Source organism: Anaerorudis cellulosivorans, assembly GCF_025943985.1.
Classification (GTDB): Bacteria; Bacteroidota; Bacteroidia; order Bacteroidales; family Dysgonomonadaceae; genus Anaerorudis; species Anaerorudis cellulosivorans.
Window position 1 is genome coordinate 1 of the sequence record NZ_JAPCWE010000017.1, and the last position, 18,923, is coordinate 18,923.

At 40.8% G+C, this 18,923-nt stretch carries 14 protein-coding genes; 12 read left to right on the plus strand and 2 right to left on the minus strand.

Annotation, left to right across the window (positions count from 1 at the left end; genetic code table 11):
- The first annotated feature begins 137 nt into the window (after window positions 1-137).
- The 10 genes from OLM34_RS09570 (at window position 138) to OLM34_RS09615 (ending at window position 12,224) form a co-directional block, all read left to right on the plus strand.
- Window positions 138-1,595 (plus strand): UDP-N-acetylmuramoyl-L-alanyl-D-glutamate--2,6-diaminopimelate ligase, encoded by a 1,458-nt coding sequence (locus tag OLM34_RS09570; RefSeq protein WP_264406922.1) that lies wholly within the window; start codon window positions 138-140, stop codon window positions 1,593-1,595.
- Between the two features lie 28 nt (window positions 1,596-1,623).
- On the plus strand, window positions 1,624-2,883 hold the full coding sequence (gene mraY / locus OLM34_RS09575) for a phospho-N-acetylmuramoyl-pentapeptide-transferase (protein WP_264406924.1): 1,260 nt from the start codon (window positions 1,624-1,626) through the stop codon (window positions 2,881-2,883).
- A gap of 95 nt (window positions 2,884-2,978) precedes the next feature.
- A complete protein-coding gene (gene murD / locus OLM34_RS09580) occupies window positions 2,979-4,304 on the plus strand; it encodes a UDP-N-acetylmuramoyl-L-alanine--D-glutamate ligase (protein ID WP_264406988.1) in 1,326 nt (441 codons plus the stop codon).
- Window positions 4,305-4,328: 24 nt separating this feature from the next.
- Entirely contained in the window at window positions 4,329-5,675 is a 1,347-nt protein-coding gene (locus OLM34_RS09585; RefSeq protein WP_413777218.1) for an FtsW/RodA/SpoVE family cell cycle protein, read from the plus strand.
- A 5-nt stretch (window positions 5,676-5,680) separates the two neighbouring features.
- Complete coding sequence (murG, locus tag OLM34_RS09590; RefSeq protein ID WP_264406926.1) at window positions 5,681-6,796, plus strand: undecaprenyldiphospho-muramoylpentapeptide beta-N-acetylglucosaminyltransferase; 1,116 nt, start codon at window positions 5,681-5,683, stop codon at window positions 6,794-6,796.
- Window positions 6,793-8,196 carry a UDP-N-acetylmuramate--L-alanine ligase gene (gene murC, locus OLM34_RS09595; protein ID WP_264406928.1) on the plus strand — a complete coding sequence of 468 codons (1,404 nt, stop codon included), beginning with the start codon at window positions 6,793-6,795 and terminating at the stop codon, window positions 8,194-8,196. The genes murG and murC overlap by 4 nt, the downstream gene beginning before the upstream one ends.
- A gap of 50 nt (window positions 8,197-8,246) precedes the next feature.
- Window positions 8,247-8,978, plus strand: a complete 732-nt coding sequence (locus OLM34_RS09600; protein ID WP_264406930.1) for a cell division protein FtsQ/DivIB — start codon at window positions 8,247-8,249, stop codon at window positions 8,976-8,978.
- A 102-nt stretch (window positions 8,979-9,080) separates the two neighbouring features.
- A complete protein-coding gene (gene ftsA, locus OLM34_RS09605; protein WP_264406931.1) occupies window positions 9,081-10,418 on the plus strand; it encodes a cell division protein FtsA in 1,338 nt (445 codons plus the stop codon).
- Between the two features lie 36 nt (window positions 10,419-10,454).
- Window positions 10,455-11,747 carry a cell division protein FtsZ gene (gene ftsZ / locus OLM34_RS09610; protein ID WP_264406934.1) on the plus strand — a complete coding sequence of 431 codons (1,293 nt, stop codon included), beginning with the start codon at window positions 10,455-10,457 and terminating at the stop codon, window positions 11,745-11,747.
- Between the two features lie 27 nt (window positions 11,748-11,774).
- Entirely contained in the window at window positions 11,775-12,224 is a 450-nt protein-coding gene (locus OLM34_RS09615) for a GatB/YqeY domain-containing protein (RefSeq protein WP_264406936.1), read from the plus strand.
- Here OLM34_RS09615 and OLM34_RS09620 read toward each other — a convergent pair.
- Together OLM34_RS09620 and OLM34_RS09625 are read right to left on the minus strand one after the other, a co-directional pair.
- Window positions 12,213-12,905: a hypothetical protein gene (locus OLM34_RS09620; protein ID WP_264406938.1), complete on the minus strand. Its 693-nt coding sequence runs from the start codon at window positions 12,903-12,905 to the stop codon at window positions 12,213-12,215. The genes OLM34_RS09615 and OLM34_RS09620 overlap by 12 nt on opposite strands.
- Before the next feature lie 147 nt (window positions 12,906-13,052).
- Window positions 13,053-15,209 carry an elongation factor G gene (locus tag OLM34_RS09625; RefSeq protein WP_264406940.1) on the minus strand — a complete coding sequence of 719 codons (2,157 nt, stop codon included), beginning with the start codon at window positions 15,207-15,209 and terminating at the stop codon, window positions 13,053-13,055.
- Between the two features lie 566 nt (window positions 15,210-15,775).
- Here OLM34_RS09625 and OLM34_RS09630 point away from each other — a divergent pair.
- Window positions 15,776-18,448: a calcium-translocating P-type ATPase, PMCA-type gene (locus OLM34_RS09630; protein WP_264406941.1), complete on the plus strand. Its 2,673-nt coding sequence runs from the start codon at window positions 15,776-15,778 to the stop codon at window positions 18,446-18,448.
- Between the two features lie 199 nt (window positions 18,449-18,647).
- On the plus strand, window positions 18,648-18,917 hold the full coding sequence (locus OLM34_RS09635) for an OadG family protein (protein ID WP_264406943.1): 270 nt from the start codon (window positions 18,648-18,650) through the stop codon (window positions 18,915-18,917).
- Window positions 18,918-18,923: the final 6 nt, after the last annotated feature.

Genomic DNA, 18,923 nt, shown 5'->3' on the forward strand with positions numbered 1-18,923 from the left:
AAATATAGATTAATATGCAAGCAAATAGGATACTGATTTTAGTGCATTTTTGAAAAATTTAAACCGTCCCTTCCGGGTGTCACTGAATTGAAAATAAAAAGTCAGAGACTTTTCGGAGTGGACTCAAGGATAAAAATATGGAATTAAGTAAACTTATTGCGAATTGCAATGTGATTTCGATAAAAGGAGATGAAAAAACGGATGTATCGGCAATTACTTCCGATTCACGTCAGGTAAAACCGGGATCGCTTTTTGTGGCTGTTGAAGGCATTTGCACCGACGGGCATTCCTATATAGGAAAAGCAATTGAAGAAGGGGCAAGTGTGATTGTTTACGACAAACCGCTCATCGATGAATTCTTTTCGCGAGTTACCTATATACAAGTGGAAAACAGTGCCATTGCTTTGGCTATGATTGCTTCGCAATGGTATGGCAATCCTTCCGCTCATCTCAAACTCGTTGGCGTTACCGGAACCAACGGGAAAACCACTGTTGCAACCTTGCTCTATGAAATGTTTCGTCGGCAGGGTTATGCATCAGGGTTGTTGTCTACGGTATGTAACTATGTAAACGGAGAAAAATTTCCTACCACTCATACAACGCTCGATCCTGTGACTTTGAATCGGTTCCTCCGGATGATGGTTGATGCCGGTTGTGAATATGCATTTATGGAAGTTAGTTCGCATGCCATTCATCAAAAACGGGTATATGGTTTAAAATTTGCCGGTGGCATTTTTACCAATCTCACCCAAGATCATTTGGATTATCACAAAAATATGCAGGAGTACCGTGACGTTAAGAAATCGTTTTTTGATGATTTGCCTTCCGATGCATTTGCACTTACCAATATTGATGACAAGAACGGTTTGTTCATGATCCAAAACACCCAAGCTAAAAAATATACGTATTCGTTGAAAAATATGGCTGATTTTAAGGCGCGTATTTTTGAAAAACATTTTGAGGGTACCGATATCGAAATCAACGGAAAACCGCTTACTGTCCGGTTTGTGGGTTTATTTAATGTATATAATCTGCTGGCCGTTTATGGAGCGAGCATATTGCTTGGATTGAACGAGGAGGATGTGTTGAGAACGCTTACCGTTGTTAAGCCGGTTGCCGGGCGTTTTCAAACCATTCGTTCACCGAAGGGTTTTACCGCTATTATCGATTATGCGCATACTCCCGATGCCTTGATCAATGTACTCAATGCCATTCATGATGTTCTGGAGAAAAAAGGGAATATCATTACTGTGGTAGGCTGTGGAGGCAATCGCGATAAAACTAAACGTCCGATTATGGCTCGTGAGGCGTACCGGTTGAGCAACAAGGTTATTTTTACTTCCGATAATCCTCGTTTTGAAGAACCTCAAGATATACTGAACGATATGCTGGCAGGTTTGTCGGAAGACGAACGGCGTGATGTCCTCACCATTGCTGACCGCCGTGAAGCAATAAAAACGGCTTGTGCTTTGGCAAAACCCGGCGATGTGGTTCTCATTGCAGGAAAAGGTCACGAAGATTATCAGGAAATAAGAGGTGTAAAGCATCATTTTGACGATAAAGAGGAAGTGGAAAAATTATTTTTCGGCAATTGAGTCGTAAATTAAAAGCAAATTATTCACGATGTTATATTATCTTTTTGAGTATTTGGAGCAATTTGATTTTCCCGGAGCCGGTATGTTTCAATACGTGACGTTTCGCTCTGCTATGGCTGCTTTGTTGGCACTTTTTATTTCGATTTTTGCCGGCAAGTACATCATCCGATGGTTGCAGAAGAAACAGATTGGGGAAACTATTCGTGATCTCGATTTAGAGGGGCAATATAGTAAACGAGGGACACCGACGATGGGAGGAATTATCATTATTTTGGCCATTTTGCTTTCAATATTATTGTTTGGTAAATTGGAAAATATATACATTATTCTATTGATCGTAAGCACCCTATGGGTTGGAGCTCTTGGCTTTGCCGACGATTATATCAAAGTATTCAGGAAAGATAAAGAAGGAGTAAAAGGAAAATTCAAAGTGGTTGCCCAAGTCGGATTGGGATTAATAGTGGGAATGGTCATGTATTTAAGTCCCGATATCGTTGCAAGAGAGAATACCGAGATCCGTGTGAATAATGTTATTGAAAGTGTTCAATATGGAAATAAAGAAGTAAAGACAACAAAAACGACCATTCCGTTTGTGAAAAATAACAACTTCGATTATCGATGGTTGGTTTCCTTTATGGGTGATTTTGCCGATGAGGCGGTATGGGTGATCTTTGTGATTGCCGTGATTCTTATTGTTACAGCAGTTTCAAATAGTGCAAATCTTACGGACGGTTTGGATGGATTGGCGGCAGGTTCGTCGGCAATCATTGGCGTGGCATTAGGTATATTGGCTTATCTCTCGGGGCGAGTCGACTTTGCTTCCTACTTGAATATTATGTATATACCCGGTAGTGATGAGTTGATGGTTTTTGCTGCCGCTTTTGTGGGGGCTACCATCGGATTTTTATGGTATAATGCTTATCCTGCCGAAGTATTTATGGGTGATACCGGGAGTTTGACATTGGGAAGCATAATCGGAGTATTTGCCGTATTGATTCATAAGGAATTGCTACTTCCCATTTTGTGCGGAGTATTCTTTGTGGAAGCGCTATCGGTCATTATTCAGGTGACTTATTTTAAATATACAAAGAAAAAATATGGCGTTGGTAAACGGGTTTTTAAGATGACCCCGTTGCATCATCATTTTCAAAAACCGGGGAATGCCGGTATCGATGCGCTCATTCAAAAACCGATTGCACCTGTTGCCGAACCGAAATTAGTTACCCGATTTTGGCTTATCGGAATAATCTTGGCTGTTTTTGCAGTGGCAACACTTAAAATGCGGTAGTCAAAATAAACAGGATATAATAATTGAACAATATGAACGTTGATAATATAGATAAAACACCATCCGAATCTGCTATCGGTAAATCTAAGAAATTCATGGTAATTCTTGGCGGTGGAGAAAGTGGGGTTGGGTCTGCTATTCTTGCTCAGGTAAAAGGATTCGATGTGTTTTTGTCGGATAACGGAAAACTAACCGATGAACATCGTCAAACACTCATTGATTATCGTATCGATTTTGAAGAAGGGAAACACACGGAAGAGAAGATTTTGTTGGCAGACGAAATCATAAAAAGCCCCGGAATACCTAATACAGCGTCTTTAATTCAGAAAATCAGAGCAAAAGGCATCCCCGTGATTTCCGAGATTGAATTCGCCGGTCGTTATACTGATGCTAAGATGGTTTGTGTTACCGGCAGTAACGGGAAAACAACCACAGCCAGTCTTATTTATCATATTTTACGATCGGCAGGATTGAATGTGGGTTTAGGCGGTAATATCGGTAAAAGTTTTGCTCTACAGGTTGCGGAAGAACACTACGACTATTATGTATTGGAATTGAGCAGCTTCCAACTCGAGGATATGTATGATTTTAAAGCGGATATTGCGGTGTTGATGAATATCACTCCCGATCATCTTGACAGGTATGATCATAACATGCAAAACTATGTAGATGCAAAAATGCGTATTATTCGCAATCAGACCGTTGATGATGCTTTTGTTTACTGGGTGGATGATCCCATCGTAACCCGTGAAATCGAGAAATTGAAGCCTCGCGTTTCGCTCTATGGTTTCAGCGAAACAAAACGCAACAATTCCTGTGCTTATACTAAAAACAATAGGATATATATACATGTGAAAAACAATATGTTTACAATGGATCAGGAGTTATTGGCATTGCAGGGTATTCACAACTTGTATAATTCACTCGCATCGGGCATCGTGGCTAAATTGCTTGATATTACCGACGATAATTTACGCCAGTCGCTAAGTGATTTTCAGGGTGTTCCACACCGGTTGGAGAAAGTTGCAACCATTCGCGGTGTACAATATATCAACGATTCGAAAGCAACCAACGTCAATTCATGTTGGTATGCTTTACAAAGTATGCGATCAAAAGTGGTACTTATTCTCGGCGGCACGGATAAAGGAAACGATTATTTGGAAATCGAAGATCTGGTTAAATCAAAAGTACGAGCTTTAATTTTTTTAGGTAAAGATAACTCGAAGCTGCATGCTTTTTTTGATGGGAAAGTACCAGTAATCGAGGATGCTTGTTCAATGGATGAAGCCGTAAAAAAGGCTTACCGATTGGCTGAAAAGGGCGATACGGTATTGTTGTCGCCATGTTGCGCAAGTTTCGATTTGTTTAAGAATTATGAAGATCGAGGCGAGCAGTTCAAAGAATGTGTAAGAAGACTTTAGTTTTTAACAAACATGGATTCAACGATGGAAATTTCCGAACTTTCTTCTGTGAAGGAAACAGAGGAGAGGCAGGATAGTATTTTTTCAAAAATATTTAAAGGCGATAAGGTAATCTGGACAGTATTCATTTGCCTAAGCGTGATTTCACTGATAGAGGTGTTCAGTGCAACCAGTACTATTGTTTATCGTCAACAAAATCTCTGGGGACCAATTTTGCGTCATGCAACTTTTCTCATAGGAGGAGTAGGTGTGATCCTTTTTATCCATAACATTCCTTACCGGTATTTTTCGTCGCTGATTTTTGTTCTCCTGGCCTCTATCGTTTTGTTAATATTGACCCCATTTATTGGGACCACGGTCAATGGGGCCGAGCGATGGATTTCTTTTTTTGGATTCACAATACAGCCTTCTGAGATTGCCAAAATATCGTTGATCGGAACCATTGCTTTTTTGCTAAGCAAACAAAACGGCGAAAACGATGCGGTTCTCTTTAAATGGATGATTGGTCTTACAATCGTTGTATGCGGAATCATCGCCTTTGATAATTTGTCGACAGCTATTTTACTGTTTGTTGTCTGTTATTTGCTTATGTTTATCGGAAAAGTTAAATTCGTGAGACTGGCAAAAGTTGCACTGGCCGTGATTGGGTTGGCTGCAGTTTTTGTTTTTTTATTGAAAGTAATTCCTGAAGATTGGACACAAAAGGGAATTTTGAGTAGAGCCGGAACATGGCAAAATCGTATCGAAAATTTCAGTAACCACAAGGAGGAAACAGAGGAGTCTTATTTTACGATAACCGATGAGAATTATCAGGTAGCCCATGCGAAGATTGCTATTTCCAATGGCGGACTTTTAGGTAAGTTTCCGGGAAACAGCACGGAGCGTGATTTTCTGCCACAAGCTTATTCCGATTTTATTTATGCCATTATCATTGAGGAGTTGGGCTTTTTGGGAGGAGTGATTGTATTATTGTTGTATGTGATTCTTCTCATTCGTGGAGGAATGATTGCTCGAAAGGTCGACAAACTGTTCCCCAAATATTTGATTTTGGGGTCAGCTCTGATTCTTTCCTTTCAGGCATTTATTAATATGGCTGTTGCCGTTAATTTGATTCCCGTAACGGGTCAGCCGTTACCGCTTATAAGCCGGGGAGGTACTTCAACCTTAATAACGTGTGCATATTTTGGAATCATTTTGAGTGCGGATCGTTTTGGCTCAACCAAGAAGAAGGAAGAAGATGCGGTTTCGCAAAATGATGAGGATAACAATGCTAATGAAAATGATAGCGATGGAACGGATGTTGAGGTGAAAAACTCCGATAAATCGCTTGAATTGGAAGAAAAAGTTGAATTCGAGATTATTCGTCTTTGAATATTATGAAGGAGAAGGGACTTAGAGTTATTATCAGCGGTGGTGGAACGGGAGGGCATATTTTCCCTGCCATTTCCATAGCCAATGCCATAAAAAAACGGTGGAATGATTCGGAGATTCTTTTTGTTGGAGCAAAAGATCGCATGGAAATGGAACGTGTGCCTGCTGCAGGCTATGCGATTGTTGGACTTCCCGTTTCCGGTTTCGATCGTAAGCATTTGTTGAAGAATATCGCAGTGGCAATAAAATTGTTGAAGAGCATGTATATGGCGAATAAGATTATTGCCGGTTTTAAACCGGATGTGGCTGTCGGCGTTGGGGGATATGCCAGTGGACCCATCTTGCGTGCGGCTGCTTCGAAAGGTATCCCTACCCTCATTCAAGAGCAAAACTCTTATCCCGGAGTAACGAATAAGATGTTGGCTGAAAAGGCAGTAAAGATTTGTGTCGCTTATGAAGGTCTCGAGAAATATTTTCCGAAAGAGAAGATTGTACTGACGGGAAACCCTTGCCGCCAGGATTTGACGGTTTCAGAGGAAAATAAAATGAAAGGGATCGAATTTTTTAGACTCTCTCCCGAAAAGAAAACGATTCTCATGATTGGCGGGAGCCTTGGAGCAAAAACCCTTAACGAAAGCATTATGGCGGCTTTTCCAAAAATTGAACAAGCGGATGATGTGCAGATTATCTGGCAATGCGGTAAATATTATTACGATAACATAAAGCAGTTGCAGGACGAAGGAAAAATTCCTTCAAATGTTCGGCTTCATGATTTTATTTCGCATATGAATTATGCTTATTCGGTGGCCGATCTGATTATTTCGCGTGCAGGAGCAGGCTCCATATCCGAATTCTGTTTGCTGGGGAAACCGGTTATTTTGGTACCTTCGCCCAATGTGGCTGAAGACCACCAGACAAAAAACGCACAAGCATTGGTGGAAAAAGGCGCTGCCATCATGATTGCTGATGCCGATGCACTTTCTTTGCTTTTTGATGTGGCATTGGATGTTGTTAGAGACAAAGAGCGCTTGAAATCGTTGAGTAATAATATTGCTAAATTAGCGCAACCGGATTCTGCCGATCGTATTGTCGACGAGATTGCAAAAATTGTGGGGAAATGAACGAAAGCATGAAACAATATTCCAATTATTATTTTATAGGAATCGGTGGCATAGGCATGAGTAACCTGGCCCGATATTTTTTGGCAGAAGGGAAGACTGTTGGAGGGTATGATCGTGTGCAGACACCGTTAACAGAAACCCTGGAAAAAGAGGGTGCTTTTATTCATTATGAGGATAATATTGATGCTGTTCCCCGGCAATTTTTCGATAGAGAACATACGTTGATCGTTTATACCCCTGCTGTTCCTTCTACTCATTCGGAGCTGAATTTTTTCCGTTCGGCAGGATTTATGTTGATGAAGCGTGCACAGGTTTTGGGAGAGATTACCAAATTGAGCGATGCTATTTGTGTTGCAGGTACACATGGGAAAACTACGGTTTCGGGCATGATTGCCCATCTATTGCGGCAGTCGCATGTCGATTGCAATGCATTTCTTGGAGGAATCTCGAAAAATTACAACAGCAACCTGCTTTTGTCTGACAAAAGCCGCATTACGGTGGTGGAGGCCGATGAATACGATCGCTCTTTTCATTGGTTGCGACCGTGGATTGCCGTCATTACGGCGGCTGACCCCGATCATTTGGATGTTTATGGCTCTATGGAAGCTTATCGGGAAAGTTTCGAAATGTTTACGTCGCTTATTCGCCCTGACGGATATTTGATCCTAAAAAAGGATATTGCCGTAATGCCACGCTGCGAATCTACCGTTCAGGTTTTCACCTATTCCGAAAATAAGGGTGATTTTCATGCTGAAAATACTCGAATCGGAAACGGCGAAATTGTGTTTGATTTTGTTTCTCCTTTCGGTGTTATACCCAATATTCAATTGGGTGTTCCTGTGAAAATAAATATCGAAAATGCAATAGCTGCTATTGCAGCTGCCACACTTTCCGGTGTCAATCCCGAGGAAGTGCATGAAGCCATGCGCACATTCGAAGGTGCTAAACGTCGGTTCGATATCCGATTAAAAACGGATGATATTGTTTTTATTGATGATTATGCCCATCATCCTAAGGAATTGGCCGAATCCATCGATTCGATCAAGGCTTTGTATCCAACAAAGAAAATAACTGGGGTTTTTCAGCCTCATCTCTATACGCGTACACGTGATTTTTTTGAAGATTTTGCTCAAAGTCTTTCCAAACTCGATGAGGTAATTCTCCTGGATATTTATCCTGCACGCGAAGAACCTATTAAAGGAGTGACGTCGGAGATTATCTTTGACAAAATTACGACAGAAAACAAAGTGTTATGTAAAAAGTCGGAACTTCTTACGATATTAAAGGATAGAAATATTGAAGTATTGGTAACATTGGGAGCAGGCGATATCGATCGACTTTTGCCCGATATAGAGAAGCTCTTAAAAGAGAAATCGGAGAGAAATCATACGGTATTGTAATTTTTTACGGTTTCATTTTAAAGTGTAACTTTGCAATCATATAGCTTCGAATGAAGAAATTTCTGATTATATTGGTTTCGTTGGTGATAATGGGATACCTCGTTTTTGCGGTATTTTATTTTCGAAATTCATCGAAAAATCAGTTATGTACACGTTTTGAGGTTCTCATAAAAGATAGCTCGGAAAACCGATTTGTGCATGCCGACGATATTATCCGGTTGGTAAAAAACAAAGACTTGTATCCCGTCGGAAAACAAATGGATGAGGTGAATACACTTGATATTCAAACTGCAATTATGACCAATAAGCTGGTAAAATCTGCTGAAGTGTATTCCACTTCGAATGGTTCGGTAATAGCCAATATTTATCAACGAAGCCCTATTCTCCGCGTTATTTCTGACACAGAAGGCGATTTTTATATCGATAAAAATCGGGAAATAATGCCGACTTCGAGTCGTTTTACCGTATATGTTCCTATTGCAACAGGTGATATAAGTAAAGAATTTGCCAAAGATAAGTTGTATGATTTCGCCAAATTTTTGTATGAAAATCCCGATTGGGATGCCTGGATAGAGCAAATTGTGGTGAGAAAAAACGGGAAAGTCGAATTGATCCCTCGAGCCGGGGATTTTCGTATCCTATTGGGAACGTTGGATAATTATCCTGCTAAATTGGCAAAATTTGCACTTTTCGTAAAAAAAGGTCTTAATATAGTGGGATGGAATCGCTACTCCGAAATCAATCTTTCGTTCGATAATCAGGTAGTGTGTACAAAAAAATAATTTACATTTTCTCTTATGAAAATGAATGTGTGTGTAAAACAAAAATAAGTGCCGAAGCGTTTGATAAAAACAATCCGGTCTTATATCGTTTATAATTAAGGTATGATACAATCAGAATCAGGATTTATTGCAGCTATTGATTTGGGAACTTCCAAAATTACCGGAGTTGTCGGACGCAGAAATGAAAATAATGTCATTTCTGTATTGGCTTGTGAAACCATTCCGTCCGATCAATGCATTCGTCGCGGGTTGGTATATAATATAGAAGAGACGGGGGCTAAGGTTCGTAAGTTGATCAGTTTACTCGAGAACAGATTGAGCAGGAAAATCGGTAAAGTGTATATTCCTATAGCAGGACAATCGCTGCATACTGTTGATTTCAGGGAAAGAATGCAACTTCCTCCTTCAGGAATAGTTACGGCTGAGATAATTGCGCAGCTTCGCAAGGAAGCAGAGAAATACAATCCCGAGATGACCGGACGATATGCTATTGCTGATGTGGAATATTTTTTGGACGGAAAACCTGAAAAAAATCCTGTTGGCATTACGTGTTCTATCATCGAAGCCAATTATAAGATGATTGTCGGACGCCCCAACATCATCGCCAATATCCAAAAAAGCATTCGGGATAGAACCCAAGTGGATATTGCCGGTTATACCGTAGGAGCATTGGCTTCGGCAGCTATTGCATTGAATGAAGAAGAAAAGGAATTGGGCTGTGCTTTCATCGATTTTGGTGCGGGTACTACTACATTGTCAATCTACAAAGGGGGCATCTTGCGAAGAATGGTAGTTGTTCCTTTTGGAGGACGTTCCATCACAAAAGATATCTGTGAATTGAATTTCATTGAAAGCGATGCCGAACAGTATAAAATCAAATTCGGTAAAGCACACGAGAATCAGGATAATTTACTTTCTTCTCCGTTTTTCTCAAAACCGGATATCGATCTGGTGGAGCTCAATAAAGTCATACGGATGCGTATAGATGAGATTGTGGCTAATTTAAAGGAACAGATTGAATTGTCGGGATATAACGGACAGTTGGGTGCCGGAATCGTGATGACAGGAGGTGCCTCACAATTGAAGAATCTCGATATCTATCTCACGGAGAAATTGAAAATGCCGGTACGACAAGCATCGGCAAAAAAGTCTTTCATCAACAATTTCCCCGAATTGGCAAATGATCCTTCTTTGACACAGGCTTTGGGGTTGTTGTTGTTTGGAACAGAAGATTGCGAAAAAAAACCGGTCGTTGAAACAGCAGGCGAGAAAATTATGCAGGAGGAACGGGATTTTTCTAAAAATATGAGCGAACGGAAAAGAAAAGGCGATAAAAAGAAAACGGAGAAAAACAGTGAAGAGAAAAAGCGTACGGACGGTTTTTTTTCCAAAATGGGAAATATTCTTGGAGAGATGTTTTCCGAGGATGAAAATAATTGAGGATTAAAAAGATAAACAAGCATTTAGGGAGTGAGTATGGATGATACGATATTGGATTTTCAGTTAGAAACCCGCACGGAAGCGATTATTAAGGTAATCGGGGTTGGAGGGGGCGGTGGCAATGCCGTCAACCATATGTTTCTTGAAGGAATACACAATGTTTCTTTCGCTCTATGCAATACCGACAATCAGGCATTGATGGAATCGCCTGTACCCGTGAAAATTCAGTTGGGAGAACATACAACCGGTGGGCTGGGTGCCGGAAACAGACCCGATATCGCTCGCAGTGCTGCCGAAGAAAGTATCGATGCAATACGTGATTTATTGAGTGACGGTACACGTATGGCGTTTATCACAGCCGGTATGGGTGGAGGAACAGGAACAGGTGCTGCTCCCGTTGTGGCTAAAGTCGCTAAAGATATGGGCATATTAACAGTGGGAATCGTGACTATCCCTTTCGTTTTTGAAGGTCCAAAAAAGATTATCCAGGCATTAAAAGGAGTAGAAGAAATCGCTGCCAATGTGGATGCACTTCTCGTAATCAACAACGAGCGATTACGCGATATTTATCACGATTTAACGATGATGAATGCTTTTGCTAAGGCCGATGATACGTTGACGATTGCTGCAAAAAGCATTGCCGAAATCATTACGGTTCACGGCTATGTAAACCTTGACTTTGCCGATGTTTACACAACGTTGAAAGATGGCGGCGTTGCCATTATGAGTAGAGGCGTGGGGAAAGGGAGAGACAGGGTTGAAGAGGCTATTCGTGATGCTCTTCATTCGCCTTTACTTAACAATAATGATGTGTTTAGTGCGAAAAAAATACTCATTAATCTTTCCTTTGGTGAAAAAAACCCATTAATGATGGAAGAGATGAATGCGTTGCATGAGTTCATGTCGAAGTTTAGCCGTGAAATCGAGGTAATTTGGGGTGCGGCTTTGGAAGATGATCTTACCGATGAGGTTAAGATAACATTATTGGCTACCGGTTTTTCCATTACAAGTGTTCCCGGCATTGAAGAACATCGATTAGTAGAATCTCAAGCTGAGGAATTGGAACGTAAGATACGCGAAGATGCACGAAAAGAACAGGAAGAACAGGATAGACAACTAATTGAGAAGTACTATGGGAAAAAAGGACTGAAAGATCTTTTGACAACTAGCTATCGGATTGAGCCGATTGTGCTTACGACAGAAGAACTGGATGATGATAAAATTTTGGAAGCAATGGAGAGGATAGCGGTTTTCAAACGCGATGTAAATTTTAATCCTCGTGCATTTCGAAACGAAGCTCAAACCCCATCATCTTCTTTGTTCGATTAAAAAAAGAATTTTTATACTATTTTACTTATGAATTTATTCGAGACAATTAATGAAGAAATAAAAAAAGCAATGCTTGCAAAAGATAAAATAAGATTGGAAGCGTTGCGAGGAATCAAAAAAGAATTTTTGGAAGCAAAAGTTGCCAAGGGTGCTAATAATGAACTTTCGGATGAGGCTGCTGTGGCTATTTTGCAGAAAATGGCAAAACAACGGAGAGATAGTGCCGATATTTATTTGTCGCAAAATCGTTCTGATTTGGCAGAAACCGAATTGGCTCAATTAAACGTCATTCAGGAATTTTTGCCCCGACAGATGTCTCCCGATGAACTGGAGGAAGCAGTGAAAAAAATTATCGCCGATGTTGGAGCGACTTCCATGAAAGATATGGGTAAAGTGATGGGCGTTGCCACTAAACAGTTTGCAGGAAAAGCCGAAGGACGCTTGATCTCTGAAACCGTAAAGAAACTACTCGGTTAATTCCTTCTTCATCCGTTTGTCAATGTAATTGCTTTTACGGGCTTTCTTATCCAATTTTTCCAATGCTTTCAGTTGGTTTTTCCCGGGTTCGAAATCGCTCGACAAAAGCAAAACGGAGAGGGTTTCGTCGTCCACTTTTTTCAATCTGAAAGCAACAGTTCGGTTTTCAATGATATTGTTTTTTACCAATCTAACAAGAAAATCGCTGGTCGGATCATAAGGGAATGAAATATTATCGTATCCCATATCCGATACTTTTATCTTTTGAACTTTAGGATTCTTTTTGAAAAGAATTTTCCCCTCGCTATTGGTTACGCCTCCCTGCAGTGTTTTTCCCGATGAATTTACTAGCTCAACCAGTATTCCCGACAACGAAAAATTGCGGTTGTCTGTTACCTTGATCCCTACCGAGTCTTCTTTTGATCCCGCAAGCGGCTGGACAGTCGATTTTTCACCTGAATATTCCCCCGTCATTACCAACAAATAATCGCCCATAATTTCATAACTGCCTTCACCCACTTTGTTGGTTATCATGTTTCCCATTTCATCCATGTCGAAATATACTTTTCCATTCTCAAATTTAAGCACATCATTACCTTCCTTGAATACACCTTCATATTGTTGGGTATATGTCGGTAGAGTAATCGCAAGAAAAAACAGGATGTCACATATTTTCTTCATTTTCGACCGGTTTATTGTGTGTAATTAAAATGAGGTTTATATTATTTCTTTTGTAAAGTACACAAAGGCTTTTTATTTACTCCCCAACCGAGTAACATGTTGCTCGGTTGGGGAGTACAACGTTTCAGTATGGTTGTTTGAAAAGACTTACTCTTCTTTTTCTCCTGCTTCGTATTCTTTCAGCAATTTCTCCTGAATATCCGAAGGCACAAGTTCATAACCGGAAAACTTCATGGTAAAGGAAGCGCGTCCGCCGGTTAGCGAACTTAGTGAAGTAGAATATGAACTCATTTCTTTTAGTGGAACTTTGGCTTTGATTCTCTCGAAATGTTTATCACTTTCCATACCCATAATCATAGCCCGTCGTGTTTGAAGATCACTTATCACATCTCCCATATATTCCGATGGCACAGAAACGGTGACATCATAGATGGGTTCGAGAATTTTGGGCCCTGCATTTTTGAATGCTATGCTGAAGGCATTACGTCCGGCAAGCATGAAAGAGATTTCGTTGGAATCGACAGGGTGCATCTTGCCGTCATATACGATAACGCGAACGTCACGCGCATACGATCCCGTTAAAGGTCCTTGTTCCATGCGGCTCATAATTCCTTTCAAAATAGCAGGCATGAAGCGGGCATCGATGGATCCTCCCACAATACTGTTTACGAAAACCAATTTACCTCCCCATTCAAGCTTTATTTCCTGAACATCGCGTGTTTGAACTTTGTATTCTTGCCCGTTGAATTTATATACTTCCGGGATCGGCATACCTTCTGTATAAGGTTCTACAATAAGGTGGACTTCACCAAACTGTCCGGCTCCTCCCGATTGTTTTTTGTGCCGGTAGTCGGCGCGAGCTGCTTTGGTGATCGTTTCACGATAAGGGATTTTCGGTTCAAGAAATTCAACTTCGATTTTATCGTTATTTTCTAATCTCCATTTGAGCGTTTTCAGGTGAAATTCCCCCTGTCCGGAAACAATGGTTTGCTTCAATTCTTTCGATATTTCCGAGATCCATGTGGGATCTTCTTCGTGCATTCGGGTGAGTGCCTCGTTTAGTTTTTCGGCATTGGCTTCGTTTAATGGTTTAATGGCCCGACGATAGCGGGGTTCGGGATATTTGATGAAATCGAATCGGTTGTCGGCACCTTTTGCATTCAAGGTATCGCCGGTGCGCACGTCTTTTAATTTTACGGCGGCACCGATGTTGCCTGCCTGCATTTCTTCAACTTTAGTGCGGATTTGTCCGGCTACCGAAAAAATTTGAGCCAAACGTTCTTTGGAGCCCCGATTGGCATTGGTCAGGTCATCGCCTTCTTTTATGGTGCCCGACATGACTTTGAAGTAGGAAATTTCTCCGATATGGGGCTCAACAGTAGTTTTAAAAACGAAAAGACTGGCAGGGGCATTGGGGTCGGGTTTTACCTCCTTGCCTTCGGTGTTTTTCGGCGCAGGCATCTGATCCGGTGATGGTGCTACAGCACTCAGAAAATTCATCACCCGGTGCACTCCCATATTTTTTGAAGACGAAACACAGAATACGGGGAAAATGCTACGATCGATTAACCCCTTTTGGATCCCTTCTCTCATTTCTTCTTCCGATAGTGTTCCCTGCTCGAAATATTTTTCCATCAATCCTTCATCGTTTTCAGCTGCTGCTTCCAATAGTGTTTTATACAATTCGTCAGCTTTGTTTTTTTCACTATCCGGAATGTCCATTACGTCAGGAGCCGTAGCATCCGTTTTCCATTTATACATTTTTTGTTTCAGTACATCAACAATGCCTACAAACGAGTTTCCGCTGCCGATTGGATATTGGATTGGAATCACCTTGTTTCCCCACATTTCTTTCATGCCGGCGAGGGTATTGTCATAATCGGCTTTTTCGTTATCCATCTGATTGATGACAAACACAACCGGTTTATTCAAGTCTTCTGTATAGTGAAACTGATTAATGGTTCCTACTTCAATTCCGTTGACGGCATGAATAACCATTAATGCAGTGTCGGTAACATTGAGCGAAGTGATGACACCGCCAATGAAGTCGTCCGATCCCGGGCAGTCAATGAAATTCATCATTTTGTCTTTCCACTCAATGGAAAATACGGTAGGAAACACCGAATAGCCATATTCTTTTTCTACGGGAAAATAATCACTGACGGTATTCCCGTTTTCAACCGTACCGCGTCGTTTTATAAGACCACTCTCGAAAAGCATAGCTTCTGCGAGAGTGGTCTTTCCTGATCCCGAATTGCCTATGATAGCAATATTTTTAATGTCTTTCGTTTGATATACTTTCATGATCTGACTGTTTATAAAAATTGTTTGGAGTTACAAAATTAAAACGACTTTGCATCTTGCATAAAGCAAAGTCGTATCACAAAAATAACGCTCGCAAGTTAAAAAAAACCGGGCAATTCAAGAAATATACAATAATGTTAAAGAATTATGTTTTATAACATATAAATAGGATTGATTCTATTTTGTGTGCCTTGCTATAGGTTTTTTATATGTCGCTGAAAACTATATGTTCTATAATATATAGTATTTTTGCAATACCTTTTAAATCATATAGATTCAAATCGATTATTTTTGTAATTTTGTCGGATTAAAGAATAAATAACGCTTCTGCCCATCAAGTAAGGGTAGATGCAAAATGTGTTTCTTGGAATAAGTAGGCATGATAAGACCGGTATTTATTCAATATACATTGTTTTTGCAAAAGATAAGGTTGCTAATGATTAAGCAATTATGGATGTCAGGTGTAGATCCGGGCACCATGTAAAACCTTGTATATTTTTTGTATGCCTTAAAAAAATACCTTTCTATTCCATTTATTTATTCAACGGTTTAAAATAGTATTTTAAATGAAATATTTCTATAATCAATCTATTGAAGAGATACTTCAACAATTCGGTGTGTCTGCCGAAAAAGGATTGTCGGCTGCTGAAGTGAAAAAACGTCTCGAAACTTATGGCCCGAATCGTCTTCAATCCATAAAGCAAAAATCCACTTTACAAATCTTTCTCGATCAGTTTAAAGGATCGATGGTGATGATCCTTTTCGTCGCTGCCATTATTTCGGGAGTAATTGGTCTGCAAAACGGTGAAGGATTTTTAGATACGATAGTTATTCTTGCCATTTTGGTGGTTAATGCCGTGATCGGAATGGTAGAAGAGAAAAAAGCGCAATCTTCCTTAGAAGCGCTGAAAAAGATGAGTGCGCCGCGTTCTAAAGTGCTACGCGAGGGAGAAATTGTCGAAATTTCTTCTACAGAGATCGTTCCCGGCGACATTGTTGTGTTGGATACGGGAGATATTGTTCCTGCAGATATGCGACTCTTAGAAGCGGTAAACCTGAAAATCCAGGAATCGGCATTGACCGGTGAATCTGTTCCGGTAGAAAAAAACGTCAAGACGTTGAATATTGAGGACGTGCCGCTTGGCGATCGCACGAACATGGCGTTCTCAACGTGTGTAGTGACTTATGGTCGAGGGAAAGGGATTGTTGTGGCGACAGGAATGAATACTGAAGTTGGCAAGATCGCTCATCTCCTTCAACATGCCGAAGGAACTGAAACGCCGATGAGTAAACGGTTGGAACAGTTGGGAAAAATATTGGGATATGTCGCTCTTATCATCTGTGCTGTTATTTTTATTATAGGACTGCTTTACGGTAACAATTGGCTTGAAATGTTCATGATGGCAGTGAGCCTTGCGGTTGCTGCCATTCCAGAGGGGCTTCAGATTGTTTCTACGTTGGTGCTTTCTATTGGGGTACAGCGGCTCGTCAAGCTTCATGCCATTGTGCGCAAGTTGCCTTCGGTCGAATCATTGGGGAGTGTTACGGTGATTTGTTCCGACAAAACGGGGACACTTACCCAAAATAAGATGACGATAGTAAAAGGATGGACAGTCGGGAACGAAATCGATTTTCGTGAGAAGGGGGTTTTCGAACGTTCGGATTCAGATGGTAAAATATTGTTGCATTCAGCATTGTTGTGTACGGACGCTCATCTGAGAATGTTTCCTGACGGGAGTCACGAAAACTCGGGCGATCCCACCGAGACAGCTATTGTCGACATTGCGCTGAATTTCGGTATGAATAAGAATGAGGAAGAGAAAAAATATCCCCGGGTTGGTGAGGTGCCTTTCGATTCCGAACGGAAGCGCATGGCTACCATCAACAGAATGGAAAACGGGCAACTGCGTGTTAATGTGAAAGGCGGGGTTGATGAAGTCTTGAGTGTTACCTCTTTCATCCTTGTTAAGGGCAAGGTTCGTCCGATTACCCAAGAAGATATTGAATCAATCAGAAGACAAAATGAGAGCATGGCGCAAGATGCTTTACGTGTACTTGCTGTGGCGTATAAAGATATTGACGAACTTCCAGATAAAGTGACTGTTGAAACCGTCGAAAATACGTTGGTTTTTGCAGGGTTGATCGGCATGATCGATCCTCCCCGTCCTGAAGTGAAAGAAGCGGTGAGTAAATGCAAAATGGCCGGTATACGTCCGGTAATGATCACGGGAGATCATAAGATTACTGCTCTTGCCATTGCTAAAGAGATCGGGATTTACCGTGAAGGCGATCAAACCGTCACAGGTTCAGATTTGGAGAATATGTCCGATAGCGAATTGTATCGCAATGTGAAATCGTATTCGGTTTATGCCCGTGTGGCGCCGGTGCACAAAGTGCGAATCGTGAAAGCATGGCAATCTTATGGCGATATTGTTGCCATGACGGGTGATGGGGTAAACGATGCCCCTGCTTTAAAGCAGGCCGATGTAGGTGTTGCAATGGGTGTTGTGGGAACTGAGGTGGCAAAGGAAGTGTCGGACATAATCCTTACCGATGATAATTTTGCTACCATTGTCAATGCCGTCGAAGAGGGACGGCGTATTTACGACAATATTCTCAAAGGCATTCAATATTTGTTATCATCCAATGTTGGTGAGGTCCTGCTCATCCTTATTGCCTCGTTGCTGAATCTTGGCAATCCACTGACGCCGATTCTTATTCTTTGGATTAATTTGGTAACAGACAGTCTCCCCGCGCTGGCATTGAGTATGGATCCTGCCGAAAATGATATTATGAAACGTAAACCGCGAGATCCCCAAAAGGGAATTTTCAGTCGGGGAATGGTTTGGCGCATTATTTATCAGGGAACAACCATCGGGTTGATTTCACTGGCAGCTTATCTGATCGGATTTAACGATGGGGGTCAACCCTTAGGACAAACCATGGCTTTTGCCGTACTGGGATTTGCCCAGTTGATTCATGTTCGGAATCTGCATTCCAACAAAATATCATGTTTCAAAATCAGTCCGCTCCTCAACAAACCGTTGATAGGTGCCATTGTTGTTTCGGCAGCGTTTATGGCTTTGATTCTTCTGATTCCGCCCGTCATGAATATTTTTGGCACAGTCGTCATGGACGGAATGCATTGGACTTATGTATTACTGCTCTCGTTAGTCCCTGTTGTTGTGGTCGAGTTGATGAAATTGTTGAAATTAAACAGTTCAAAAGACGAATATTAAAATCGTGCCGTTTTTTTGTCATTAACGAATGTAAAGGGATTAAAATTCAGCTTAAATAAATGATAAATTTACACTTACCTTGTTCTTTGAATGGGCAAGGTAAATTTTTTTTTATTATTTTTGAAGCCGTAAAAAATTGATTTTTCATCAAATTACTTATTTTTCTTTTCAATTTTAAATATATTAATCGATTTATCATATGGCGAATCTGAATGAAGCTCTTTTTCTTCTGGTTGTAGGAATGCTTACGGTTTTTGTTATTCTTTTGTTGGTAGTGGCGGTGGGAAATTTTATTATAGGAGTTACTAATCGTTTTCTACCAACTCCACGTATACCAAAGAAAAACGATACCGAAGGTGATAAGGGTATACATCCCAAAAAAATGGCAGCCATTGTTGCAGCGGTGGATGTCGTTACCAAGGGAAAGGGCAGAATAATTAACATAGGGAAAACAAAAAGTACAAAATAACTAATT

Coding starts and splice junctions, on each gene's coding strand:
- murC (WP_264406928.1), top strand. CDS start 6,793: ATGAACGAAAGCATGAAACAATATTCCAATTATTATTTTATAGGAATC.
- OLM34_RS09570 (WP_264406922.1), top strand. CDS start 138: ATGGAATTAAGTAAACTTATTGCGAATTGCAATGTGATTTCGATAAAA.
- OLM34_RS09635 (WP_264406943.1), top strand. CDS start 18,648: ATGGCGAATCTGAATGAAGCTCTTTTTCTTCTGGTTGTAGGAATGCTT.
- OLM34_RS09625 (WP_264406940.1), bottom strand. CDS start 15,209: ATGAAAGTATATCAAACGAAAGACATTAAAAATATTGCTATCATAGGC.
- ftsZ (WP_264406934.1), top strand. CDS start 10,455: ATGGATGATACGATATTGGATTTTCAGTTAGAAACCCGCACGGAAGCG.
- murG (WP_264406926.1), top strand. CDS start 5,681: ATGAAGGAGAAGGGACTTAGAGTTATTATCAGCGGTGGTGGAACGGGA.
- OLM34_RS09615 (WP_264406936.1), top strand. CDS start 11,775: ATGAATTTATTCGAGACAATTAATGAAGAAATAAAAAAAGCAATGCTT.
- OLM34_RS09620 (WP_264406938.1), bottom strand. CDS start 12,905: ATGAAGAAAATATGTGACATCCTGTTTTTTCTTGCGATTACTCTACCG.
- ftsA (WP_264406931.1), top strand. CDS start 9,081: ATGATACAATCAGAATCAGGATTTATTGCAGCTATTGATTTGGGAACT.
- OLM34_RS09585 (WP_413777218.1), top strand. CDS start 4,329: ATGGAAATTTCCGAACTTTCTTCTGTGAAGGAAACAGAGGAGAGGCAG.
- OLM34_RS09600 (WP_264406930.1), top strand. CDS start 8,247: ATGAAGAAATTTCTGATTATATTGGTTTCGTTGGTGATAATGGGATAC.
- OLM34_RS09630 (WP_264406941.1), top strand. CDS start 15,776: ATGAAATATTTCTATAATCAATCTATTGAAGAGATACTTCAACAATTC.
- murD (WP_264406988.1), top strand. CDS start 2,979: ATGGTAATTCTTGGCGGTGGAGAAAGTGGGGTTGGGTCTGCTATTCTT.
- mraY (WP_264406924.1), top strand. CDS start 1,624: ATGTTATATTATCTTTTTGAGTATTTGGAGCAATTTGATTTTCCCGGA.